Origin of the sequence: Paenibacillus sp. D9 (genome assembly GCF_001188365.1) — a bacterium.
Taxonomy (GTDB): domain Bacteria; phylum Bacillota; class Bacilli; order Paenibacillales; family Paenibacillaceae; genus Paenibacillus_O; species Paenibacillus_O humicus.
On the sequence record NZ_JZEJ01000001.1, the window covers coordinates 2770225 to 2794777 of the forward strand.

General features: G+C 43.9%; 26 protein-coding genes and 1 pseudogene. 11 read left to right on the top strand and 16 right to left on the bottom strand.

Translation table 11 applies throughout. From position 1 onward, the window contains the following. Positions 1-184: 184 nt before the first annotated feature. Positions 185-1174, bottom strand: a complete 990-nt coding sequence (locus VE23_RS12635; protein WP_049868154.1) for an arsenic resistance protein — start codon at positions 1172-1174, stop codon at positions 185-187. 18 nt (positions 1175-1192) lie between these two features. Further along, a complete protein-coding gene (locus tag VE23_RS12640) occupies positions 1193-1588 on the bottom strand; it encodes a MerR family transcriptional regulator (RefSeq protein ID WP_049869719.1) in 396 nt (131 codons plus the stop codon). A 74-nt stretch (positions 1589-1662) separates the two neighbouring features. Here VE23_RS12640 and VE23_RS26500 point away from each other — a divergent pair, with 74 nt between their 5' ends. The 3 genes from VE23_RS26500 to VE23_RS12650 are packed head-to-tail and all read left to right on the top strand — an operon-like array spanning position 1663 to position 2654. Next, positions 1663-1905: a hypothetical protein gene (locus tag VE23_RS26500; RefSeq protein ID WP_157053953.1), complete on the top strand. Its 243-nt coding sequence runs from the start codon at positions 1663-1665 to the stop codon at positions 1903-1905. A 15-nt stretch (positions 1906-1920) separates the two neighbouring features. Continuing rightward, positions 1921-2262: a hypothetical protein gene (locus tag VE23_RS12645; protein ID WP_232316912.1), complete on the top strand. Its 342-nt coding sequence runs from the start codon at positions 1921-1923 to the stop codon at positions 2260-2262. Positions 2263-2270: 8 nt separating this feature from the next. Continuing rightward, the gene (locus tag VE23_RS12650) at positions 2271-2654 is read left to right on the top strand and encodes a DoxX family protein (protein ID WP_049868155.1); all 384 of its coding nucleotides are present in this window, start codon (positions 2271-2273) and stop codon (positions 2652-2654) included. A 486-nt stretch (positions 2655-3140) separates the two neighbouring features. On the opposite strand, the gene VE23_RS12655 is transcribed toward VE23_RS12650, so the two are convergent. The 8 genes and pseudogenes from VE23_RS12655 to merR1 form a co-directional block, all read right to left on the bottom strand. After that, entirely contained in the window at positions 3141-3584 is a 444-nt protein-coding gene (locus VE23_RS12655) for a protein-tyrosine phosphatase family protein (protein ID WP_049868156.1), read from the bottom strand. A 3-nt stretch (positions 3585-3587) separates the two neighbouring features. After that, positions 3588-4058, bottom strand: coding sequence for an ArsI/CadI family heavy metal resistance metalloenzyme (locus tag VE23_RS12660; protein ID WP_049869721.1), 471 nt, complete (start codon positions 4056-4058; stop codon positions 3588-3590). Between the two features lie 10 nt (positions 4059-4068). Then, the gene (gene arsC / locus VE23_RS12665) at positions 4069-4494 is read right to left on the bottom strand and encodes an arsenate reductase (thioredoxin) (protein ID WP_049868157.1); all 426 of its coding nucleotides are present in this window, start codon (positions 4492-4494) and stop codon (positions 4069-4071) included. Positions 4495-4523: 29 nt separating this feature from the next. Then, positions 4524-5936, bottom strand: a complete 1413-nt coding sequence (locus tag VE23_RS12670; protein ID WP_084781432.1) for an arsenic transporter — start codon at positions 5934-5936, stop codon at positions 4524-4526. Between the two features lie 17 nt (positions 5937-5953). After that, positions 5954-6277 (bottom strand): ArsR/SmtB family transcription factor, encoded by a 324-nt coding sequence (locus tag VE23_RS12675; RefSeq protein ID WP_049868158.1) that lies wholly within the window; start codon positions 6275-6277, stop codon positions 5954-5956. A 14-nt stretch (positions 6278-6291) separates the two neighbouring features. Beyond that, the gene (locus VE23_RS12680; protein ID WP_049868159.1) at positions 6292-6723 is read right to left on the bottom strand and encodes an arsenate reductase ArsC; all 432 of its coding nucleotides are present in this window, start codon (positions 6721-6723) and stop codon (positions 6292-6294) included. A 195-nt stretch (positions 6724-6918) separates the two neighbouring features. Continuing rightward, on the bottom strand, positions 6919-7371 hold the full coding sequence (locus VE23_RS27030; protein WP_084781433.1) for a putative iron-sulfur cluster-binding metallochaperone: 453 nt from the start codon (positions 7369-7371) through the stop codon (positions 6919-6921). 24 nt (positions 7372-7395) lie between these two features. Further along, positions 7396-7792 (bottom strand): annotated as a pseudogene (merR1, locus tag VE23_RS12685) (mercury resistance transcriptional regulator MerR1). Positions 7793-8286: 494 nt separating this feature from the next. Between merR1 and VE23_RS25870 the strand changes: the two are divergent. Then, positions 8287-8826 carry a cupin domain-containing protein gene (locus tag VE23_RS25870; protein ID WP_084781435.1) on the top strand — a complete coding sequence of 180 codons (540 nt, stop codon included), beginning with the start codon at positions 8287-8289 and terminating at the stop codon, positions 8824-8826. A 201-nt stretch (positions 8827-9027) separates the two neighbouring features. Here VE23_RS25870 and VE23_RS12690 read toward each other — a convergent pair whose 3' ends face one another. Next, a complete protein-coding gene (locus VE23_RS12690) occupies positions 9028-9570 on the bottom strand; it encodes a recombinase family protein (RefSeq protein WP_049868160.1) in 543 nt (180 codons plus the stop codon). A gap of 169 nt (positions 9571-9739) precedes the next feature. Here VE23_RS12690 and VE23_RS12695 point away from each other — a divergent pair, with 169 nt between their 5' ends. Both VE23_RS12695 and VE23_RS12700 read left to right on the top strand, forming a co-directional pair. Continuing rightward, a complete protein-coding gene (locus VE23_RS12695; RefSeq protein ID WP_084781436.1) occupies positions 9740-11206 on the top strand; it encodes a SulP family inorganic anion transporter in 1467 nt (488 codons plus the stop codon). An 18-nt stretch (positions 11207-11224) separates the two neighbouring features. Continuing rightward, positions 11225-11644 (top strand): universal stress protein, encoded by a 420-nt coding sequence (locus VE23_RS12700; protein ID WP_049868162.1) that lies wholly within the window; start codon positions 11225-11227, stop codon positions 11642-11644. A gap of 142 nt (positions 11645-11786) precedes the next feature. Here the strand turns inward: VE23_RS12700 and VE23_RS12705 are convergent, their stop codons facing one another. After that, a complete protein-coding gene (locus VE23_RS12705; RefSeq protein WP_049868125.1) occupies positions 11787-13433 on the bottom strand; it encodes an IS1634 family transposase in 1647 nt (548 codons plus the stop codon). A gap of 201 nt (positions 13434-13634) precedes the next feature. Between VE23_RS12705 and VE23_RS12710 the strand changes: the two genes are divergently transcribed. Then, positions 13635-14972: an MFS transporter gene (locus VE23_RS12710; RefSeq protein WP_049868163.1), complete on the top strand. Its 1338-nt coding sequence runs from the start codon at positions 13635-13637 to the stop codon at positions 14970-14972. 1297 nt (positions 14973-16269) lie between these two features. Here the strand turns inward: VE23_RS12710 and VE23_RS12715 are convergent. The 4 genes from VE23_RS12715 to VE23_RS12730 form a co-directional block, all read right to left on the bottom strand. Beyond that, complete coding sequence (locus VE23_RS12715; RefSeq protein ID WP_049868164.1) at positions 16270-16485, bottom strand: hypothetical protein; 216 nt, start codon at positions 16483-16485, stop codon at positions 16270-16272. A gap of 30 nt (positions 16486-16515) precedes the next feature. Further along, positions 16516-16839 (bottom strand): ArsR/SmtB family transcription factor, encoded by a 324-nt coding sequence (locus VE23_RS12720; protein ID WP_049868165.1) that lies wholly within the window; start codon positions 16837-16839, stop codon positions 16516-16518. Positions 16840-16887: 48 nt separating this feature from the next. Further along, entirely contained in the window at positions 16888-18648 is a 1761-nt protein-coding gene (locus tag VE23_RS12725) for a SulP family inorganic anion transporter (RefSeq protein WP_049868166.1), read from the bottom strand. A gap of 175 nt (positions 18649-18823) precedes the next feature. After that, positions 18824-19153, bottom strand: a complete 330-nt coding sequence (locus tag VE23_RS12730; protein WP_036684721.1) for an ArsR/SmtB family transcription factor — start codon at positions 19151-19153, stop codon at positions 18824-18826. A gap of 853 nt (positions 19154-20006) precedes the next feature. Between VE23_RS12730 and VE23_RS25875 the strand changes: the two genes are divergently transcribed. The 4 genes from VE23_RS25875 (at position 20007) to VE23_RS12750 (ending at position 24364) form a co-directional block, all read left to right on the top strand. Then, the gene (locus tag VE23_RS25875) at positions 20007-21017 is read left to right on the top strand and encodes a ketoacyl-ACP synthase III (protein ID WP_084781437.1); all 1011 of its coding nucleotides are present in this window, start codon (positions 20007-20009) and stop codon (positions 21015-21017) included. Between the two features lie 208 nt (positions 21018-21225). Continuing rightward, complete coding sequence (locus tag VE23_RS12740; protein ID WP_049868169.1) at positions 21226-21843, top strand: carbonic anhydrase; 618 nt, start codon at positions 21226-21228, stop codon at positions 21841-21843. 163 nt (positions 21844-22006) lie between these two features. Further along, positions 22007-23335 carry a cytochrome ubiquinol oxidase subunit I gene (locus tag VE23_RS12745; RefSeq protein WP_049868171.1) on the top strand — a complete coding sequence of 443 codons (1329 nt, stop codon included), beginning with the start codon at positions 22007-22009 and terminating at the stop codon, positions 23333-23335. A 12-nt stretch (positions 23336-23347) separates the two neighbouring features. Next, on the top strand, positions 23348-24364 hold the full coding sequence (locus VE23_RS12750) for a cytochrome d ubiquinol oxidase subunit II (protein ID WP_049868173.1): 1017 nt from the start codon (positions 23348-23350) through the stop codon (positions 24362-24364). Positions 24365-24553: the final 189 nt, after the last annotated feature.

Consider the following 24553-nt stretch of genomic DNA (forward strand, 5'->3'; position numbering starts at 1 on the left):
CAGCGCCTTATTATTTTTTTCCGAACATGTTCAACTCAACTCGAGCTGTAACAGTTCGGCCCGTCATGACTCATGCCTTGTTGGGGTAGTACCAGTGAAGCTGAAACAACCCACAAAGTAGACGGATATTTTTAAATAACCTCTTCAACAAAAGTTTTCCTACTTATGGATTTAACAAGACTATTCACTTTTGATTTTCAATACTTCCGTCCGTTCCTCGTAAAAGTACCTTTGGAACAAGACGAATATATAATAGTTCCCCAATAAGTTCTACAATTGTCTGCGTTACGATTACTGCAGACACTACCCCGTTTAGAGGTTCAGGTAGCGCCAGTGCAAAAGGAAGAACGACAAGAGAGTTACGTGTTCCAGCACTAAAGATAAGTGCCCGTCCTGCTCCAATATCTAAACGGAATACACGAGAAACTAAGCGAGCAATAATCGGTGTAATGACCATGTATGCTACATAGACTGGAATGACCTGGCTTATAAAATCAAAAGAGGTATACAGTTTAGAGATTTGTGATGCAACGACAACAAATAGGGTTATTGCCATAAAAGGCACAGGAAGCCATGCTGTAGTATCAAGAAAACGTTCTCCGTATGATTGTCGTCTCGACCACCATTGAGTAAGTAGAGCAAGTACCAGCGGAACAACAATAAGACCTAAAAATGCTTCGAGAAATGGCCCGACACTCACAATATCTGCCGCTTTCTTGCCCATAAAAAGCCATAGATAAATAGGCAATAGAAGCATTTGGGTTACAAAGAGTATAGGGGTTGAAACCAAGACAAGCTTCTCGTTCCCACGCCCAAGATGCGTAAAGACGATAACATAGTCAATGCAGGGGGTTAGCAAAACAAGAAGTACACCTAATAGTAGTGCTGGATCGGTTGGAAGGAACTGAGTTAACCCCCAAACAAGGATGGGTACAGCTAGGTAATTCATAATAAGCAACGCATAGATGAACTTTCGATTCGTTAGCGCCTCTTTTAAACGAAAAAACGGAATTTGGGCAAACATACCATACATTAAGATGGCAAGTACGAATGAAATCATGCGATCTAAATTTTCACTGACTTCTGGCCATAACAATCCAAATCCAGCGGCAATAATTAGGGCTATAGCATAGAGCCATACTTGATTCTTTTCTAATTGTTCTCTTGAAATCATTTCGCGCCCTGTCCTTTCCTAACACGAACCTGCATTTTCTATCTTCTCTAAGCATTCCGACCATGTAAGGCATTTGCAGCTTAGACCGCTGTCTAGGATCTGTATCATCGAATCAAACTGTTTCTTCCGCTCCTCAAGTTCGGATCGTTTTTGATTTGCCATCTGCTCCCACTGCTCAGAGAGCGAATCACGGGTTTCAAAACCTTCTAGTAAAACGGTAATTTCCTGAATGCTAAATCCCGTTTGCTGCGCAACTTTAATAAAGTTGATACGGTCTAGCAGTCCCTCGTCATACCGGCGCTGACCATTCTTTCGCTCCGGAGCAGGAAGCAGACCAACAGATTCATAATACCGTAACGTCGATGCGTTTACTTCTGCTTTTGCCGCGAGTTGCCCAATACTAAGACCTGTCATAGTAACACCCCTTGACTTAAAGTTAACTTTAAGTTTTATGATTAGAGTATAGATCATTTGGAGAGGTGATGTAAATGAAAAAAGGTGATTGGCTTGCTGGTCTTGGACTATTAGGTGCTTGCGCCTTATGTTGCGCTTTGCCGCTGCTTGGGGGTGCGGCAGTCCTCGGGGTTTCATCCTTCTTTTTGAATCCGTTTGTTGTCGCTGCTATGGCTTTTATGTTTGTGATAGCAGGAATCGTTATTTATCGTAGACGTAAAGCAACCGGTTCACCTTATATAAAAACAGGCTGCAGTTGCAATTCGTGCACAAAGTGAAAGGGGATAGAGAATATGAGCAAAGAAATACCGGTTGCTTGCTGCCACACGGTTTTTACGAAAGAACAGCGGATGGAGTACAAAAGCATTTGGGGGGAACTCGAAACTAGAAGGCTCGGCATTATGGAGCTTGAAAACGGGTACCAGTATCATTTTCCAGGAGACGCGGAAACACTGCGGCTCGTCAATGAATGGGTAAGTATGGAGAGAAAATGCTGTCCGTTTTTAACATTTACCGTCATTACAAGAAATGAAATGGAGCCGATTTTACTACAACTAACCGGTGACGAACAAGCAAAAGAATTCTTGCGAACTGACATTCAATCGAATATAGACACGATAACTAAGCAAGTATAGGAGAAGCAATGATAGCCGAAAAAACGATAACATCTGCATACTGGATAACTACCATATTAGGTGCTGGACTTTTATTCATCGGTGGATTACTCTTTATCACCCACGGGGAGCAACAAGTAGCGGAAATGAAACATCTTGGCTACCCTGTATACTTCTTAATATTTTTGGGGGTAGGGAGAATCTTGGGTGCAATCACTATCGTAATACCGCGCTTTCCGCGTCTGAAAGAATGGGCATACGCGGGCTTTGTCTTCGATCTTATCGGTGCATCAGCATCACACACTTTGGCTAGCGACGGCCCTGTTCAAATCGCGTCACCATTAATTTTTCTTGCATTGGTTATAACATCTTGGGCATTGCGCCCAGCGAGCCGTAAACTCAAGGTTCAATGAATCTGAAGATATTCAGCACTTCTAACGCGAAGTGCTTTCTTATTTTATTCAAGGCACAATTTGGATAAACGAATGCATCAAGTCGGGAACAAATCGGTGGGAGCATCGGGAGGCAACATCGTGGCAGCACAAAGAGAACCGCAAACAAAGAATGTCGGTTCTCGATGAACAGAAAGTGTGGGCGATAGATCGGGCGGTACGGCTTTCGCACCAGGAACGACGCGAAATTTTATTGCATGTTTCGGTGAGTTCGAGAGCCGGTTCATTTCCGGTGTACGGATCGATCAGCACATGCATCGGATCAGCCTGGTTAGCAAGAATGGGGATAGCTTCGATTGGATTCACCTTCATCAAGTTCTTTCAGCTGAATTGGAATAACGCCTTTCGTCGTTGCTTGAGACAAAGAAAATGCGTGCCATCACGATTCATGCCGTTTATGTTTTAATCACAAAAGAAAACCACTCGGCTGAGTGGTCTCCTGATTGCTTATTTGCCGGGATATAATTTGTGCAACGATTCTCTCTGGGAGGGTTTAATATCAATGATGTTGCGAATGCTCTTCGCCTTGGCCTCGGCTTCGTCAAGCGTGTCGCTTAATCCCAAGGCAAGTAAGGTGCCAGCGGCTACCGTACCGGTCCGTCCCTTTCCACCGCCACAATGAAAAGCCACTTTCTTGTTTTGGTGATAAGCTTCGATGACGGCCTGGATCGCTTGCTCGAAGGCTTTTTCTTGCGGCATAGCAGCATGATCTGCTAACGGAATTTGAATCCATTCCGCACTCGCCGCTGGATAGGCGCAATCCGTCGCTTCGCCGCGCAGATCCACGATCACGTCGATACCTTCATTTTTTACCATCGATTCAACATCGGCTGCCGCGCCCATAAAAATTTTATCAGGAATCAAAGCATGGTAGGTTTTTTCAGACGCCATGGACTATACTCCTTTTTTAAACGATCCAAACTCAATCGGAACCGGGGCCGCTGGCGGCGCGCAGCACAGGGACAAATCCCTGGCTTCTCCGGCGGATTCGAATTCTGAATCTTCTTTTGTGTAGAAAATCTCCCAAGCGTTGCCGTCCGGATCATACACCCAAACTTTATCCTGCACCGCATAGCAGCATGTGGTATTCATCTCGTCAATCAGTAGCAGTCCGCTTTGACGAAGCCTCTCCCCCATGGCCAGCACTTCTTCCGTATTATTCACTTGAAATCCCAAGTGGTTCAGTACACCCTTTTGTTCGAAGGGACGTACATTGAGCGAAAAATGAAGCGCCGGTTCTTCTAACTCGAATTTGGCGTAGTTATCTTTAACCTTACTCGGTTCGGCTCCAAAAAAAGCGCGATAGAACTCAAGAGACTTGTTCAGCTCCGTGCAGTTTAAAGCAACATGCATTCGTTTGATCATCGTCGCCACCTCATTTCCCTTCTTTGACAAATTGTTCAATCCGGCTCTTAATCGAATCGCGAACGGTGCGGAACTGGTTCATAATTTCGTCTTCCGTTCCGGTTGCTTTTGCCGGATCATCAAAACCCCAATGCCATTTCGTTACATTCTTGTTGGAGATCACAGGGCAATGCTCGTCGGCGTGGCCGCACAGGGTAATGACATAATCGGCGCGATTCAAAAGTTCCGGGTCGATCACATCGGAGGTATTTTTGCTAATATCCACGCCAGCTTCTTGCATGACCTGCACCGCACGCGGATTCAGTCCATGTGCTTCAAGACCCGCGCTTTTGACTTCATATTTGTCGCCGCCTAGCGCGTTTAAAAACCCGTCTGCGATTTGGCTTCTGCAAGAATTTCCGGTGCACAAAAAATAAATTAACGGTTTTTTCTCCATGGTGAACAATCTCCTTTGATTTCAATTCATTAATCGCCTTGATGAACTCTTTTCGCTTGTTTACTTCTCATAAAAGTCTTCATGATCATTGCAACTACCACTAGGACGATCACGATCACCGCGATACATAACCATACATTCACCTGTAGCGTCTGGAGAACATAAAGCCATACATAAAGACCGGTGAGCGTAATGAACAACGTGGGAATGGTTAACAGGATACCGACTTTAAAATAATAGCCCCATCTAATTTTCACGTTTTTCGTGGATAGGACATGCAGCCAAAGCAGCGTGGCCAAGGAGCCGATTGGCGTAATTTTCGGCCCTAAGTCCGAACCGATCACATTCGCATAGATCAGCGCCTCACGAATGAACCCATCGGTTTGCGTACCTTGGATGGCCAGCGCATCGATCATGACCGTGGGCATGTTGTTCATAATGGATGACAGGATGGCTGCAATAAAGCCCATACCTACGGTAGCCACAAATAACCCTTGGTCTGCGACCGCTTGAATGACGCTGCCTAGTGCATCCGTAAGTCCGGCATTGCGCAAGCCATAAACGACCACATACATGCCGATAGAGAAGATGACGACAGCCCAGGGAGCGCCTTTGACCAGTTTCCAGGTATGAATCGCAGGGCTTTTTCTCGCCGCGAACAAAAAGGCAATCGCTGCAACCCCGGCAATAATGGATACAGGGATCGAGAAAAATTCGCTAATGAAATACGCAACGAGCAGCGCGGCTAAAATGACCCAAGATAACTTAAACAGCCGCATATCCTTGATGGCTTCCTTCGGCTTTTTCAGTTGCTTAAGATTGTAAGTGTTCGGGATACTCTTCCGGAAATACAGATACAACACAATGAGGCTCGCAATGACGGAAAAGAAATTCGGAACAATCATGCGGCTCGCGTATTCCGCAAAACCGATGTTGAAATAATCCGCAGATACGATGTTAACCAAGTTGCTGACGACAAGCGGTAAAGATGCCGTATCCGCAATGAACCCACTGGCCATAATAAACGGCAGGATCATCTTTTCATCAAACTTAAGTGCCCGGACCATGGCGAGTACAATCGGGGTAATAATCAAGGCCCCGCCATCATTGGCAAACAGGGCGGCAACCGCCGATCCCAGCAGGATGATAAATACAAACATGAGCAGGCCGTTTCCGCGTGCCAGCCGCGCCATATGCAATGCAGCCCACTCAAAAAATCCGATTTCATCCAGCACCAGTGAGATTAAAATAATGGCCACAAACGCCAAGGTAGCGTTCCACACGATACCGGTTACGGTGCCGACGTCCGCGAAGCTGACCACACCAAAGAGCAAAGCTAGGATCGCTCCGGCACTTGCCGACCAGCCGATATTTAATCCTTTCGGTTGCCAAATGACAAAAAGCAACGTTACCAAGAAAATGAAAATCGCCACATAAACCATTTATGCTTCCTCCTGAACTACGTACAGCAATCATTGGTTTCGCAAACGGCAGGCTCAATCAGCGCCGCTTGCGAAGGAATTTCTTTTAGAATATCCAAAATATAAGGCTTGTCTTCCAGGCAGAGCGAATAATAAACCCACTGTCCCCTGCGAGACTCTTTGACCAGGCCCCCGTCCCGCAGCTTGCGCATATGCTGACTGATATTGGGCTGGCTCGTTTTCAAAATGTCCACGATCTCGCACACGCACAGTTCCTTCACCTGCAACAAGGCTACGATAGTGAGTCTGTTCCGGTCCCCCAATAGCTTCAAGGCATCCGCTACTTCTTCTAGTTTGCTCAACTGCTTCACTCCTTTTAAGCGACGGGAATGTCCATCCCTTTTAACAACCCGATTACTTTCTCCCGAATCTCGTCACGCGCTCTCTTCACGTCTTCCAGGTTGCCGCCGTCTACAGCCAACGGGTCGGGGATGTTCCACTCGACGTTCATGATCTTAAACGGTACGATAGGACAGCGTTCTACAATTTGTTCGCACAACTTGACGATGGCATTCGACGCTAGAAAAAATTTCATATCGATTTTTTTGCAAACATGCTGGGAAAGATCGATGCCTACCTCGCGCATAGCTTCAACGGTGTAAGGATGCACTTCTTTCGATGGTTCTAATCCGGCACTCTCCACCACCACATGATCCCCGCCATAAAACTTAGCAAAGGCTTCGGCCATCTGACTTCGGCACCGATTTTGCCCGCAAAGGAAATAAATCCGCGTAACATCCCGTTTCATTCTCCCACACTCCCCTACCCCTTGTAAATAGCCATATAATTATTTGCTTATTTCAAATATGATTTTACATGCCAATTGTTATCGCAGTATTAACGTTGAAAAAGAAAAAAGCAGCCGCCGGGGAAGGAACTGCGATGTTTTCGATTAATTTTCACCGGGTGAAACGATATAGAGGTTCGTAAGATTGACAAGAAATTAGATCTTGTCAAGGCTCCGGATGAATGACGTGACATTGCCCAAACAGCAGGCTCCTTGTGGGTTATTAACCTCACACCCACAGCGACCAGCTTGAATTTGTTCTCTTATATGGTCAATTGGATTCTGATTTTCCTGAACGGCTTGTATTAAGCGTTCTCTTGTCCATCCGAAGCAGTAACAAACGGGTACTTCCAATGCAGCGTCTTTTTGGAACACCGAAACTTTGAGCATATCTTTGCCAAATGTCTGCTCATCACTAAAATAGACAACTTCGCAAGATGAATTCGCGCAAAAAGTGTAAGTTAATTCAGGGTATATTGTTTCTAACGCGGTTGGTTGAAGCAATGATTTGAGCGTAATCAATTGAATAGTTTTGCCCTTTTGGTAACAAACAGGGCATTGAATTGATTTTGTTGGATTATCAGTGGAAGTTTGACAGCAGCTATGCATTTTGTATCACTCCTTGTGCAGTCTTTAATTCATCACTGTTTTAATAATGGGGCATTCACTAAATATCTTTGTTTTCGGGGCATCTTTCTTTAAGGTCTACCAACATCCGTTCAATTCTTCGGAGGCCTTCAATTTTACGCTGGATGTCCTCTATTTTTTGAACAGTGAAATCATACATATCGCGGCACTTTACTTCATCCCGATCAACAACACCTAACAATTTGTCAATTTCATTTAATACGAATCCCAATTCCTGCATGCGTTTAATAAATGTTATACGATCGGCTGTTTGTTCTGGATATATTCGGTAGCCTGAATCGGTACGAGAAGGTTCTGTAATTAAACCGATTCGTTCATAATACCGGATAGTTTCTTTGTTAACGTTACATTTATCAGCAAGTTCTCCGATACGAAACTGCATTTGCTTCACCTCACACGTAGTATAAACCCTGTACTTAAGTACAGGGTCAAATAGATATTCTTCCTCTTTAATTAAAAAGAATTCATTACCGAGAATGTTTGTGCACCCACATTTTTTTACATCGCTTTTTGGGAAGTCCTTAGCGTACAGAATTTCCGAAATGTTGGCGTTACCATATATACGCTTCGCCTTTCGCTTCAAGGACGTAAGCACTTTCAATTATATTTTATTACATTGACTTTGCGGGTGGAACTAATATGGGGGAGAAAGTACACATGAAGCTGGGATATGGCCGTGTGTCGGCTAAAGATCAAAAACCGGAACGACAGTTCGTCAAGTTCCAGGAGTTGGGCATCGAGGACCATTTGTAAATAGTTTGTATTTGTCTTGTGATTATTTAGGCTCTTGCCCATTACTGCAGGTTTTGCACTCCTTTATATAGGCAGTTGCATATGATAAAAAAGTAAACACTGAATCATAAGAGGAGAATGAGTATGTTCCATAAATCATGCCATCACTATCAATGGCATAATCCGATGCATAACAGCTGGAATAACAACTATCGGGATTATAATCCTCACTATTACAATTGGTATAATACTGATAGTAATCCCTACGGAAAAATGAAATTAAGAGATTATGGACAAAGTCCACTTGTAGTGAATATTGACCAGGCAGCAAAGCAAAACAAAACTTACCGTACCGCTTTATGGACAGGAAAACATTTTCAAGTAACTCTGATGAGTATTAATGTTGGCGATGATATTGGTTTAGAAGTCCATCCGACAACTGATCAATTCATACGTATTGAAGAAGGTCAGGGACTTGTTCAAATGGGTGATAGGAAGGACAAATTGGATTTTCAAGTAATGGCCTATGATGACTATGCAATTATGATACCTGCTGGAAAATGGCACAATGTAACCAACACAGGCAATACCCCCCTTAAAGTTTACGTTATCTATGCGCCTCCTGAGCATCCATATGGTACAGTTCATGAAACAAAAGCAATTGCACTGTCTGCTGAAGGTTAGTTAAATCCAATTATTCCAACTTTATTTCGTCCCGGTCCGGAACCCAGGCCGGGTTAATTGGGGTATTACCAGCGTCACTGTCACGAAGTCCAAAAGTATGGAACAAAATAGTTTGTTGAATATGACTCATAAATTTCCAAGAAGGCCGGGTGGTATCAGCTTCGCTGGTACTCCCCCTAAGGCAGTCTATATTGGACTAGATCAACTCTCCAAATAGCGATATAGTGTAGTTTTACTAATTCCCGTCTCTTCCTTTATCTGTGCAAGACTATACTTTTGACTCTGATACATATGAATGGCTCGTTTCACATTCTCATCAGGCTTTCGCGGACGGCCAGGACTCATTCCTTTTTGTTTCGCCTCATACAATCCCTTTTTAGTATTCTCACTAATGACATCACTTTGAAAATTCAATAAATAATTTACGCTGTCATGAAATGAGTATCCTGATGATTGATTCGTATTTATCCCTTCGCCAACAGTATAGAGATATGACCTTTTTTCATTTAATTGATTTAATAGCTCTGCTAGATGCCGGGTAGAATCCGCAAATGAAAATAGCCTTGCAACAACAACTGTATCCCCTGGTTGAAGTTCATTCATCATTTTTATTAACATTACTCTTTTTTTAGGGGATGAATGCTCCTCAGTGAAGAATTGGTCACAATTCAGTTCTTTCAAAGTCTCTATTTGGATTTTACAATTTAAATCATCTTGATAGGGTCTCATATAACCAATTAACATAACGTGCCCTCCTTACTGCAGAAGCCCTTTTGAAAGCATACCACAAAAAAGGGACCTAAAAGGTTCCATTTTGGTCCTTTTGGTGATAAAATGAATGAGCCTAATACGGAACCTGACTTTTATGAGAGTTAAAAGTCACACTAAAAATAAATAAGGAGTGGAAGTAAACGTGGTTGAAAGAATAAAAAGAGAGTGGTTTTCAAACATAAGGGGCGACATACTTGCTGGAATTGTTGTCGCTTTGGCTCTCATTCCAGAAGCGATTGCCTTTTCCATTATTGCCGGTGTCGATCCTATGGTTGGTTTATATGCCTCTTTTTGTATCGCAGTCATTATAGCCTTTGTAGGCGGTCGTCCAGGTATGATTTCCGCCGCTACTGGCGCGATGGCTTTGCTGATGGTACCTCTAGTTAAAGATTACGGATTACAATATTTATTAGCCGCCACTATACTCACCGGGATCATACAACTTATTTTTGGATTATTCAAGATTGCAAAGCTAATGAAATTTATTCCTAGAGCCGTCATGATCGGTTTTGTTAACGCACTCGCAATCCTGATATTTATGGCGCAGGTCCCTCATTTTGTTGGCATATCAACTCTGACTTATGTGTTTGTTGCTATTACTTTGATTATTGTATATGTATTGCCTCGTTTTTTCAAAGCCATACCAGCCCCATTAATCGCTATTATCATCCTTACATCGGTTGCCATCTGGGGACATTTAGATTTAGGAACGGTTGGGGATTTAGGAAGAATCACTCAAACCCTGCCTTCTTTCTTTATCCCGGACATTCCATTTAATTTTGAAACACTTCAAATCATCTTTCCTTACTCTGTCGCTTTAGCCATTGTCGGATTACTGGAATCGTTGCTTACATCCTCTATCGTTGATGATATGACAGGAACAGAAAGCAACAAGAACAGAGAATCCAGAGGACAGGGTATCGCAAATATTATTACAGGTTTCTTTGGCGGTATGGCTGGATGTGCCATGATCGGTCAATCTGTAATCAACGTCAAATCAGGGGGCCGCGGCAGGTTGTCCACGTTAGTTGCAGGTCTGTTCTTAATATTTCTGATTCTTGTATTAGGCGGATTGGTTGTACAAATACCGATGCCTGTTTTGGTTGGGATTATGATTATGGTATCGATTGGCACATTTGATTGGACATCATTTTCGTATCTGCGTAAAGCTCCAAAGACGGATGCTCTTGTAATGTTGACTACGGTCATTATCGTTGTGGCAACTCATGACCTCTCCAAAGGCGTTATAGCCGGTGTTATTCTTAGCGCGATCTTCTTTGTGGCCAAGATTTCAAAACTAGAGGTTAGAAGACGACAGACCAGCAAAGAAATCATATTTGATGTAACGGGGCAATTGTTCTTTGCTTCTGTGGAAGGCTTCATAAAAGCCTTTGACTTTAATATCGCTGAGGATGTAAATATTGTTATTGATTTCTCTCATGCACACATTTGGGACGATTCTGGCGTAGGCGCAGTAGATAAAGTAGTCATCAAATATCGTGAAAACAATAATCATGTCACGATTAAAGGACTAAATGCATCTAGTAAAAAAATTATAGATAAGTTAGCCGTATACCAAGATGCAAATGCTCAATTAAAAGCACACTAATGTAGGGGAGAGATGAATATGTATCAACGTATTTTACTCGCTGCTGATGGGTCAAAAAACTCGATTCGGGCAGCCCAGGAGGCTGCAAAAATTGCATCCTTGATTCCAGATTCCACCATTGAAATCTTATTTGTAGCAGACTTATCCAAAATTAAAAGTGAAGTCTTGCATTCTCAAAATCATGAGGAAATAGAGTTGAAACGACATCAAAAATTGCTTCCTATTGCAGAACAACTTTCTGCTAAAAATGTTAATCATGAAACAAAGATTATTACTGGAGATCCTGGTCCAGCTATTGTGGAATATGCAAATAATGAAAAAGTGGACTTGGTCATTATAGGAAGCCGCGGGTTAAATGCCTTACAGGAATTTGTTTTGGGTAGCGTAAGTCATAAAGTGGTTAAGAGAGTACAGTGTCCAGTTATTGTTGTAAAATAATTGATCCCAAGATGTTGGGAGGGTGTTTGATTGAAACCCGGTTTCGACAGTCAGTAGATGCACAAATCGCCGAAATCCCCTGCGGAGTAAGGGATCTGGGCGATTGTGGATAACTACGTGTGGTGCCTACGAATTGTGGTGCTCAAAGCAGTGAAATATCCCATATTTGCTGGGGTTCTTTCAATCCAAGCGCCGAAACAATTGCTTGTTGTTCGGGCGTTAATTGCGTGCGTTGACAGAGGGTTCCAGCGTCCAGTCGGTACTCCACCAAATGTAGCATTTGCATGAGCGAGCGTACCTCCCGCCACGTTTGACCGGTTTGGTTTTCGATAATCCGGATCAGCATCAATCCGAGCCAGCAGAGCAACACGTGAGCGCGGATTCGCTCTTCTTTCCGATGATACACCGGCCGCAGCTCCAGGGATTGCTTCAGCGTGCGAAAAGCCGATTCGACTTTGAGAAGCTGCTTGTAGCCGAGCGCCACATCCTCCGTGGATAAGGTGTCGTCAGACGTACGCAGTAAGTACTTGCCATCAAGGTGCTCCATGGCTTTGACGGCCTGGAGATCGATCCGCAGGTTGCCGCGCTTATCGATTTTCAGGTAACGCTTATAGGTCACATGACTATGCAGGCGGCAGTGCGCCTTGGTATGCGTATCACCGTCCAACTCCTTCAGTCGGGCCAGTTCTGCACGCAATGCTTCGAGGTGCTTCTCGCGCCGAGCCGCATCCCGCTTGGCCTCATCCGGATTTCGGACCAGCACGTACCGTGTGCGCGCTTCTCCATCGCCAACGACGATTTCTTTCACTTCCAGATTGTCGCGGACGGTTTTGAAGCGCCCAGGATGGGCCAAGGCTGCTTCGACCGTCGGTTTGCCGGAGGTCATCTTCTCGCCGGCGATGTAGTGGCCGCCCGTCTGCTGCAAGACGCGCAAGTTGTCTTCGGAGCAGAAGCCGCGGTCGACAACGGTGATGACGCGCCCGAGCTTCCACCCGATCAGATCCTTCTTCACTTCCGGTACGACACTCATGTCCGAAGTGTTGCCGGGCCAGACCCAGCAGCGGATCGGGATCCCATCGCGGGTCACGGCAAAGCCGATGACGGCCTGCGGCAGGTCGGGACGGTGATCCTTGGAGTAGCCGGTTCGGCGAAACGCGTCTTCTTCCGACTCTTCCGTTTCAAAGTACGTCGAGGTCGTGTCGAAGAACAACAGGTCGACCTCCAAATTCAGCAAATCGGCTACGGTATGGAACACTTCGCGTTGAATGCTTTCGTCCGACTCCAGGAGGAAGTCCATCGCCCGATAGCCGTGCTGCACTTCAAAGGCTGGCAGGTCGGGAATGACGACCTCCCGATCGACCCAGTCCTCGATGGCGAGTTTGCTGCCGGGGTCAAGCACACGGTTTGCCACCATGGCGAAGATAGCGCGTTCCACCGGCATCCGGAATTCCCGATCTGCCAGTCGCCGGGTGATCGCTTCTCCGATGCCGAGCTTCTTCCAAAGCTGATCCAGCAACCATGCGCCGCCCAGCGCCTTCGATTTCAGCAGGGTCACGGTTGCGGAGCGTGGCGGCGGGGACCCAGAAGGAAGAGGTTCGCCGATGAAGCGGTGAATGCTGGCCGCCAAACGTTTGAGTCCCACGGTATCCAGCTCGTCCGCGCGGCCGAAATGATACAGGATCTTGGCCTGTGGCGTTCCTGTAACAGGATGGCGTTCATTGTGTGCGAGCTGAACGTATCGGGTAACGGTGCCGTCTTTGTTTTTTCGAGAAATCTGTCGTATGTACATAACTACATAATACACTGTATACTACAGGAAGGGCAACGAAAAACATCAGTTATCCACAGAAATGTAGTGCCTACAGGTTTTCGGTTTTTTCGCTCGGTTAGTGCCTGTGGGCAAGTCCGAAAAACAGCGCCACTAAAGGATTTTAGATATCCACAGCACCTATAAAGGTGCCTACTTTTAGAGGGTTACTGTCGAAGCCGGGTGAAAAGCAGAACAACAGTATTGATAAGTATTGTACTCGCCCTATTAGTTGCATCAATGGATACAACGATTATGAATACAACAATGCCAATCATAGCAAAGAGTCTTGGTGGGTTTGAATTTTTTGCGTGGCCGTTTGCCTCTTATATGATCGCGACCACCGTGTTCGCTCCAGTCGCAGGTCGATTATCAGACTTGTTTGGCCGGAAACGAGTCTTTGCCTTTGGCATTGTTTTATTTTTAATTGGTTCTATACTGTGCGGTGTGTCGCAAACGATGGTACAGCTTGTTATTTTCCGTGGAATTCAAGGTATCGGTGCTGGCTTCATGATGCCTTTTCCAGCTATTATTGCAGGCGATCTATTTTCCATTCAACAGCGCGGAAAAATTCAAGCCTTGGGGACGTCAATGTGGGGACTGTCCGCAGTCATCGCACCGCTGTTAGGCGCATTTTTCGTGGAGTATATGACATGGAGATGGATTTTCTTTATAAATATCCCGATTTGCATTCTAACGTTGCTCACTTTATTACCATATAATGAGGAGTATACACCCAAAAAAGCACGTATCGATTATATTGGTGCACTTTTGTTTATTATTGGAGTCAGTGTATTGCTTCTGGCAACTGTCGTTGAAAGCAATCAAATCCTCTATGTCAGTGTTGGCGCAATATTCATCATTGCCTTTTACTTCTTTGAAAAAAAGCAAGCATCACCACTCGTTCCCCTTTCCATTGTTAAAGATAAAACGATTCGCTGGATGAACATTAACGGTTTCCTTGGTTGGGCGGCCTTATTTGGAACCGCAAGCTATATCCCATTGTTTCTACAGGACATAACCAAACTCTCCGTTTTCCAAAGTGGCATCGCATTACTAGGAACTGCCCTTGGTTGGATTTCTGCATCTGTTCCGGCGGGAAAATGGATTTTGAAATTTGGTTATCGCCGTCTGTTTATTATTGGAAGTATTCTGCTCGTGACTTCCGGAGTCTTCCTAGCTTTTTTGCACGATGGAAATGGATTTTGGTATGTATTTTTTGTTTTGATGATTCAAGGTTTCGCTTTCGGTTTATTATCGACAACAGGCGTTATCGGAGCCCAGCAGCTTGTTGAACCGCATGAAAAAGGAATTTCAACTTCATTTATGATGTTTGCTCGTAACATAGGAACAGCAATAGGCGTAACGATCATGGGGGCAATTCTGACGAGATCAGAAGATTTTATGAGCGGAATCCATCACATATTTTTGTACGGATTGATCGGAAGTATGATTGCCCTACTTACTACATTTTTTATCAAAGATCGTACCGCGGACACTGTACCCGAAGGAAAGATATAAGCCCTTCTTATTTCTAGGGGTAGTACCAGCGAAGTGTCAGTTATCCAAACTCCAAAAGTGGAATCCCTTGTTAAATAAGGGCTTCCACTTTGTTTACATGTATTTAATGTAAGACGTAATCGTTGGTTCCTAAAATGGGCAGAACCGGAACAATGGTGTTCAATTAATGCTTATTCCCCTTATTATTTACCGGTAAAATTAAAATAGAACTCTAAGTTCTAATACCAAAAAACAGATTCGGAAACTTAAAGAAAATATTCACGGGGTTATGCCTATAAGAGCCATACTGGGGCAAGTGTCAACATTGTATCGGCGCTTTCCTTACGTGAGATAAAGTTGCCCGGACGGTGGAACCCGGACCAAACTCAACTACCTGTTGTTTAAGTGAACGCAATACGCATAATTCGTAAATCGCGCGATCGGAGTTCATAATTAGATACAAAACTTTCATTTATCAGAATGTTCCTCTTCTTTTCGCTTCTTAGAATGAGTCTTGTTTGTCTTCAAGATAACAAAAGAACAGATGATTAAACCAAAATAAACAACACTAACCATCAAAATTCCAAATCCATTGGAGCTCAAAATCGACCTCCTTTCTATATTGAATAAATGATTCGAAGGTCAGCGTCCCACCACTTTTCTCAGGGTAGTCATTCGAACTCCTTATGCTACTGGACAAGGCAATCACACCCAACCGCTTACATTACATCCTTCACATGAATAGCTAACTATTCATCTGGTCGATCCCATTTTTTAGAATACGCTTTACTAGTTGCCCATATGGTAATCCATATAATAAAGGCGGCTACTCCAAAAACCGCGATATAAACAAGCAACATACTGACACCTCCAGATTAATACCATCGGTTTGACTACGACTTGATAAATAAATACACTATAATTCCCAGTGCAATAAAGGTAATAATAAAGTTGAAGATCAAAAAGACATCACAAGCTTGTTTGCTTAAATAGAGGATACGATTGTTGGAACACTTTTCTATTATCCGCCCGACAATCATGGCAACCTTTTGATTTCCGATATTGTCCAGAAACCGTTGTTGTCGAAAGAATATGAATAGCCTTTGAGATACACGTGACCTTCTGACAAGTCAAACAAAAAACTTTATTTTTTAAATCGTTCATAATCTTCTCCTCTCGCTTAAGTTGTTTAGCGAAAACCGTTATCGTTTTTTCCAAGAAGATAGCCGAAAGGTTGTTTCAAGCAAGGTCGAAACTTCCATATACTCCTGTAGTCGAAACGAACGGGTAACCATATCAAGCAGCTCATTGTTTCATCTTAAAGAGGATCTCTATAAGCAAAAAAACCAATTTTTCTCCCCTGATATAAAATGTTTTGTTCTGGAATGTGTAGTTGTTTCGCCTTTTCCAAAGCAAATACGACGCTCTCGCAATAACCCGTACAGTATCCAAATTCTTGACGAATGCCGGTCGTTTGCTTCAAAAGAATGATCGAGAACCCCTCTCCCTTTTGCTGAATATGAATTTGACTCATTTCATACACTTCCGATCTGACCCTTGCTGTTCAATGAGTCCTGGTATCAAGTATGTCAATCACGCTCATTAATTGGTTGTTAAACATGTTTTTGGTCATGAAGAGCAGATCACATATAAGAGGATCTTGCACCGAATAGACGACGCGAGTTCCAACCTTCATTCCTATTACGAGATGCTTCGCTTTTAAAATACCTAAATGTTGGGAAACCGCAGAACCTTGACTTTGTAAACGCGTTTGAAGCTCATTGACACCTTTCGGTCCTTCACATAATAACTCCAAAATCTGCAATCGCAGCGGATGAGCCATGACCTTAAAAACATCTACTCTGTACTGCTGAAGTGCAAGTTGCATTCCCATTCACCTCATTTCGTCTTTGGGGCGACTCCGAGTGAGAATAGGTTAGGTCCTTGATGGATCTGGCTTCAAGCTGGTGATTACTTCTTTTTGAGACTCCTTGTTTGATAACGCCGCGCATTCACGGAAAGCGAAATGTTTACAACCTAGACATTTATTCAAATCCAGTTGCAATAGCGCGAAGTTAAGTGCCTCACCGGTATGTCCAAAAAAATGTTCAGCCCCAATCAGCGTATACAACCCTGTTCTCTTCAATACATCCAAAGGCTGAGCTTGAATTCCGGATACAAGAATAATCCCGCCAAACTTCTCGAAATGTTTCACCAAACTGGACAGATTCGATTCACCTGTCGTATCCATAAAAGGTACTTTTCCCATGCGCAGCAGCAATACTTTCGGCCTAAGATGAATCGTATCCATAATGGACTTTTCAAACATGTTCGCGGCGCCGAAAAAGAGAGGGCCTTCGATGGTATAGATCCCGATTTGTGGACAATCGTGGCCTTCGGTTACCATGTGGGCTTTCACTTTTTCATGTTTAGCTGTTGGGTCAGGCAATACCTTGGAAACCAGTAAGCCATCACTCATTCGTTTCACAAACAGAATTACGGCCAAGATTAATCCGACTTCAACGGCAGTCGTTAAATTTGTAAAGACCGTAAGCAAAAAGGTAATGAGAAGGACAACGGAATCGCTCGTTTTGGTTTTTAAGACGTGAGCGAATTCTTTTCGTTCGCTCATGTTCCAAGCAACCAGCATCAGAATCGGTGCCATACTAGCAAGTGGGATCTCCGATGCATAAGGTGCAAACAAAATGAGCACCAGCAATACAACAATGCCATGTATAATACCCGACAGAGGTGAGACCGCACCGTTTTTGATATTGGTTGCTGTTCGTGCAATGGCTCCTGTCGCTGGAATGCCTCCAAAGAGAGGGGTTACCATATTGGCGACACCTTGCCCAATCAGCTCACGATTGCTGTTATGACGACTGCCGGTCATGCCGTCGGCAACAACCGCCGATAATAAAGATTCGATGCCGCCCAACATGGCAATAATAAAGGCGGGGCGAATCAAGTTTTCAATGCGATCCCAGGTTAGATCAGGGAAATGAAAATGGGGTAGGGTGCTTGGAATAGCTCCAAATGACGATCCAATCGTTGCAACTTCCCCTTTAAAAAATACGGTCGCCACTATAGTGGATACGACGAGCCCTACCAAGGAACCAGGGACCTTCGGTAGAAACTTCGGCGTTAGGAGGATGACAGCCAAGCAAACCACCGCTGTGATAACACTGTAGAGATTTGTAGTTGTGAGACGCATTACAATTTCCTTCATATTTGGTAGAAAATTCTCATGCTTCTCGATACCGCTCAAACCTAAAAAGTTGGCAATTTGTCCGCTGAAGATTATGACGGCAATTCCAGCGGTAAATCCGATGGTTACAGGGCGAGGAATAAATTTTATCAATGCACCGAGTTTAAATAGCCCCATGAGAACGAGAATAATTCCCGCCAAAAATCCCGCAAGCAATAAATTTTCGTATCCATATTCCATGACAATTGCGAAAAGGATCGGAATAAATGCACCGGTCGGTCCGCCAATTTGAAATTTAGAACCTCCGAACAAGGAAATACAGATACCGGCAACGATGGTGGTATAAATTCCATATTCCGGTTTTACACCAGCCGCAATAGCAAACGCCATCCCTAATGGAATGGCGATAATGCCAACAATGAGGCCTGAAATGAGATCCTTGCGGAATGCGGCTGCATGGTATCCTTCAAATCTTCCCATCCATTTCATCTGAACTACCTTCTCTTCTTCATATATTTGATTATTTGAATATATGTGAAATGTTACTCCTGTCATCGAATAATGTCAATCGTAATAATCTCGTGTCGCTTCGCATGTTTCCGGCTGCAAAACGAAAAAACAAGGTGATCCTTGATGTTGCTCATGGATACCCTTGTTTTTCAGTTTAAGATTCATTTCGAATGACCTCAAGTAATGAAATGGCATCAACGAGATGATTATCAAAGATCTGCTTTGTGACTGCGAGCAGGTCTTTAATCAGCGGGTCACGTAACGAATAAATGACAGAAGTACCATCTTTTAAGCCCGTCACCACATTTTTATTTCGCAATACTGCCAACTGCTGAGAAACGGCTGAACCTTCTGAGCCTAAAATACTCTGTATCTCATTTACGTTTTTATCTCCTTCACTCAGAACCTCCAGGATTCGAATCCGCATGGGATGCGCCAGCGCCTTAAAAAAATCGGCTTTAAACTGTTGGATATTTTGATTCATGGCTAACGCCTCCTTAATCACTATACTTTTGAATATATGAATATCATAACACAACTTCACCCAAAAACATTCTGGAAAGAAGGGCATACCGGAGCATGGATTGTGATTTGGTTGCAACTCCTATATAATACACACTATATTCAAATATCTGATTATTTGATTAAAAGAACATAAGGAGTGGGTACGAATGCCGGACTCTACGAGTAATAACTCATCACATCAAGATTCGTCATCCTCTCACGAATTGACTACACCTTTCATGCAGGTAAGCAGACAAACCGTCATAACAATGGGGATTCATGCGTTACATGAGATTGGGTCCAATTCCATTTGTAACGTTTGTATCGCCAATGGAGGTTCCTGTTGTCAAGGGTGTCGACATCTTGTCAAAGGTATTGGATGCCAAAAACGAAATACAAGTTGTACGGCATGGTTATGCGGGTTTTTAAAGTTCTTTTTGTATGAAACTGGTCTACTACGAGAATGGAATGACTTTTGGGAGCAAGTCCCGGGACAAGATTACCGTGAGGACTTTACGCCAGAGGTCTTTTATGTGACAAAGTCGTTATACCTTCCGGATCTTCGCAATTTGAGTGAGGCTCTTGCTACTGATCTTCATGAACTGGCTAAATCTCACATTGCGATCGGGTTTATCCTAACCCTACGGGAAAAAATCGATAAACAGATTGATCAACTCCACAAGTGTCAGCATAATCGGAAAAGGAAAACCAAAATAAAACGGAATATAAAAATGTTATCCAGTCCTTTCCACCGTTTTCAAAAAGAACTTCATGAATATCGACAAAAATTTCCGATTTCGTAGCAATTTCAATAAGGATGAAGGGTGGGAATATTGGTGTTTCATTCGCGTATTACAGCCATTGGAACGTATGTACCCCAACGAAAACTGACAAATGATGATTTGGAAAAGATGGTGGATACCAGTCATGAATGGATCGTACAGCGGACAGGCATTCATGAACGACGTATTGCTGAGCGAGACGAATTTACCAGCGATCTCTGTATAAGTGCAGTCAGGAATCTCGTCTCTCGGTATAACAAGACAATCGAGGATGTGGATTTTATTATTGTTTGCACCACTACACCAGATTTTCCTTTTCCTACAGTATCCTGCTTAATTGAAGCCCATTTTCAAATTCAAAACGCTGGTGCGATTGATATTAGTGCCGCTTGTGCTGGATTTACTTATGGACTTATCATGGCTCATGGCTTGATTGCTTCTGGATTGCATAGGAAGGTTCTGGTCATTGCCGGTGAAACGCTGTCCAAAATTACAGATTATTCGGATCGTACAACCTGCGTCTTGTTTGGCGATGCCGCCGGTGCCGTTCTCGTGGAAAGAGATGACCAGTTTGAGGGATTCGTCAGTCATCATGTTGGCTCCGATGGCACAGGTGGGGTCCATATTTATCGGACAGGGCTTGCCAATAGACTCGGCGAGCAAAAGTTGTGCGACAACAATTGCATTGTCCAAAACGGAAGGGAAGTATTCCGTTGGGTGATGCGAACAATACCCAATTCGATTCATCAATTGATGAACAAAAGCAGTCAGACAATAAACGATGTGGACTGGTTTATTCCCCATAGCGCGAATTTGCGACTGATTGAGCCGCTTTGTGAGAAACTGGAGTTCCCTATAGAAAGTACGTTGCATAGTCTAACTCACTTCGGTAATACATCGTCTTCAACGATCCCCCTTTCACTCGATTTAGGGATTCGGAGTGGGAAAATCCGTGCGGGAGATAAAGCCTTACTGTATGGGTTTGGGGCTGGGCTCGTGCATGCGGGCGTCCTCGTAAGGTTACAGCTTGATCCTGTCGTTAACGAACCTCTTCCATTATAAATAACGATTATATGTAGCGGTGGCACCTTATGAAGGTGCCTCTTTGTTTTAGTGGGAATAAATCTTGCGAAGGGAGGGAACAGATAAGTTAAATATTCAAAAATTCAAATATTTATTGGAGGCCGTTGTTGTGTCATTAAAGAAGTCCCGCAGCCTGCTCTGTTTGGTTGTATGGATGTGTTTGCTGTCCAGCACAGGATGTCGTTCATTGAACCAGCCTGCTTTCAGCGAAAAGATAAAGCAGGAAATGAATCCTGTGCAAGCGATTCGTCTGTTGGAAGAAGGAAATCAACGATTTGTTACGGGGCATTTAGCAGAAAAACATGTCATTCGAAATCGGAGGCAGCTTATCTCCGAACAAAAACCGGTCGCTGTCATCATAAGCTGCTCCGATTCACGAGTAGCACCGGAAATTGTGTTCGATCAATCACTGGGGGATCTCTTTGTGATTCGCGTTGCTGGAAATATCGTGAATGATGATGTCATAGGAAGTGTCCAATATGCAGTGGATCATTTACACGTTCCGATTGTGTTAGTTTTAGGGCATGAGAACTGCGGCGCGGTTATTGAGGCATTACAAAGAAGGAGGCATCCAGCTTATTTACAATCCATTGTTAATAAGATTGAACCGGCTGCTGAAAAGGCGATATCCGCTGGCATATCCGAAAAAGACATCATTGACCGGGCTGTAATTGAAAATGTCAAAATGGTTGAGGATGAACTACTTGAATACCCGGCATTAAACGAGAAGTTGGTAAATGGCGGTTTAAAAATAGTCGGTGGCGAGTACCATATGGAGTCCGGGAAGGTAACTTGGCTTAGATAAAAAGGTGATACATATTCACTAAATAAAACGAAAAACAGTGGACATAGATTATAACATATTTCTAAAGAACACCTGAGCCTCAAGCATAGTTATCGGAAACTGTGGAATAGTAATCCAATATGAAAACAGCTGTGAATTGTAAAAACAGGGGGGGAACCATACGATGAATACATTGGAGTGGAGTCGGGGGTTAACTGAAATGACCCTGGCTTTTCATATATTATTCGCTACAGTAGGTGTTGGGATTCCCATTTTCATTTCGATTGCGGAGTTGATGGGGATACGCAAGAAAGACCCTCATTATACACTAATGGCAAGGCGATGGACAAGAGGGTTTGTCATTACGGTTGCCGTAGGTGTCGTAACAGGCACATGCATCGGGCTTCAACTTAGTTTACTATGGCCCGAATTTATGAGACTGGCAGGGAACGTGATCAGCTTGCCTCTCTTTTTGGAGACATTTGCCTTTTTTTTCGAGGCAATATTTCTCGGCATCTATTTGTACACATGGAACCGATTCAAAAATCCGTATCTGCATTGGCTATTGACTATTCCCATTGTCATTGGCTCTTCCGCCTCAGCGTTATTTATTACAATGGTGAATGCGTTTATGAATACACCACAGGGTTTTACAGTTGACAACGGAAACTTTTTGCATATCGATCCGATGGAGGCGATGTTCAATCCGGCCATGCCCTCCAAAGTTGCTCATGTTTTGTCTTCCGCTTATTTGACTGCCGCTTTCTTGCTTGCGATGCTTGCGGCCTTTTCCATGCTAAGGGGACGAAAAAATGTCTATTATAAAAAATCGATCCGTCTAAATATGATAACAGGTCTCATTCTGGCTGTCGCGACCATTTGGATCGGAGATGGGTCCGCCAAATTTCTGGCTAAGGTACAGCCCGAAAAGTTGGCTGCCGCTGAATGGCATTTCGAAACCGGAAATCGGGTTTCTTTGATTGTAGGAGGTCATTTGAACCCGGACACGTTGGAAGTAACCGGTGCAATTGAAATCCCATGGGGGCTCAGCTTTCTCGCCACAGGCGATCCGAATGGAACCGTAGTGGGGTTGAACGATTTTCCAAGATCGGAATGGCCGCCGCTATATGTCCATTATTTGTTCGATTCGATGGTCGGCATCGGCTTTTATTTACTTGCTATTCCTGTTCTGTTCCTGACTATCAACAAAATAAAGCGCTGGAATGCCTATAATCGATGGCTCCTGACCGGGATTGTTGCAGGAGGGCCATTATCCCTTCTTGCCATTGAACTGGGATGGTTTTATGCCGAGGTGGGAAGACAACCCTGGATTATCAGAGGATATATGAAAGTTTCAGATGCGGTCACAACAAATCCCAACGTTGGTGTTACGTTTTGGCTTTTTGCCGCACTGTATGCGCTTCTCGGCGTCATTTGCTTATTCGTCCTTGGTCGATTGTTCCGAAACAAGCCTGCGGAAATGGAACTAGAGGAAAGGCGTATTATTTTGTAGAGGAGCATGGAGATGTCGTTGGAGCAGCTTGGAATTACGGTGCTTTGGGTGTTTTTGTACGGGTATTTGATCGTTGCTTCGATTGATTTCGGCGCTGGTTTTTATGCTTATTACGGCAGAGTCATCGGAATCGAGTCCGTTATTGGGCCGCTGATTTCCCGATATTTGTCTCCCGTCTGGGAAGTAACGAATGTGTTTCTGGTCTTTTTCTTCGTAGGTATTGTCGGTTTTTTTCCGGACACTGCTTACTACTATGGTACCGCTTTGTTAATCCCCGGAAGTATTGCGCTAATCTTGCTTGCGGTCCGAGGATCCTTCTACGCATTTACGAATTACGGGGCAAGAAAAAACAATCTTTACTTACTTGCTTACGGATCCACGGGATTACTGATTCCGGCTGCGCTGTCAACAGTTTTCACCATATCGGAAGGAGGTTTTTTGTCTTTTGAAGGCCACTCCGTCCACTTGTTGATGGAGGAGTTGTTTTTTAGTACCTATTCCTGGGCGGTGGTTCTGCTAGCCATTTCAAGCGTTCTATTTATAAGTTCTTCTTTCCTTACTTATTACGCGGCGCGTGCTGAAGATCGAAAGGCGCTGGAATGGCTTCGCCGGTTTGCACTCTGGGGAGGCATTCCGACCATCATCTCCAGCTTATTTACGTTTATGGCGTTGCGAAATCATAACCGAGACCATTTCCTAAACACATTGGATGTGTGGTGGATGTTTGGCTTGTCTTTTATTTGTTTTGCGATTGCGGTGTGGTTCATCTGGCGCAGGCATCGATATGGATGGGCGTTTATCTTGGTTATGGCCCAGTTCGCCTTTGCCTTTTTCGGTTACGGACAGTCACATCTCCCGTATCTTCTCTATCCCATCTTGACATTAACCGGCGGCGTGACCAATCCAGTGATGGGGCGTGCACTGGTTGCAGCATTCACGGCGGGGCTGCTGTTGTTGATACCGGCATTGATATTGCTGTTACGCTTGTTTTTATTCAATGCAGACTATGTAAAGGGGAAAATAAGATGAATCTTTTTGATCGACAAGACAAATGGCTCATGTGGTTATGTTTTGGAATTGCCTTTTTGCTTTTCTTATCGTCGGTTCGATATTTATTTTAACCGGCAAATATATAGGTTTGGCACTTTTTTTGTGCATTGTGCATAGAGCTCAGTTCCCTGCACGTCATGGGGCGATACGTCCGCTCAGCGATGCCAC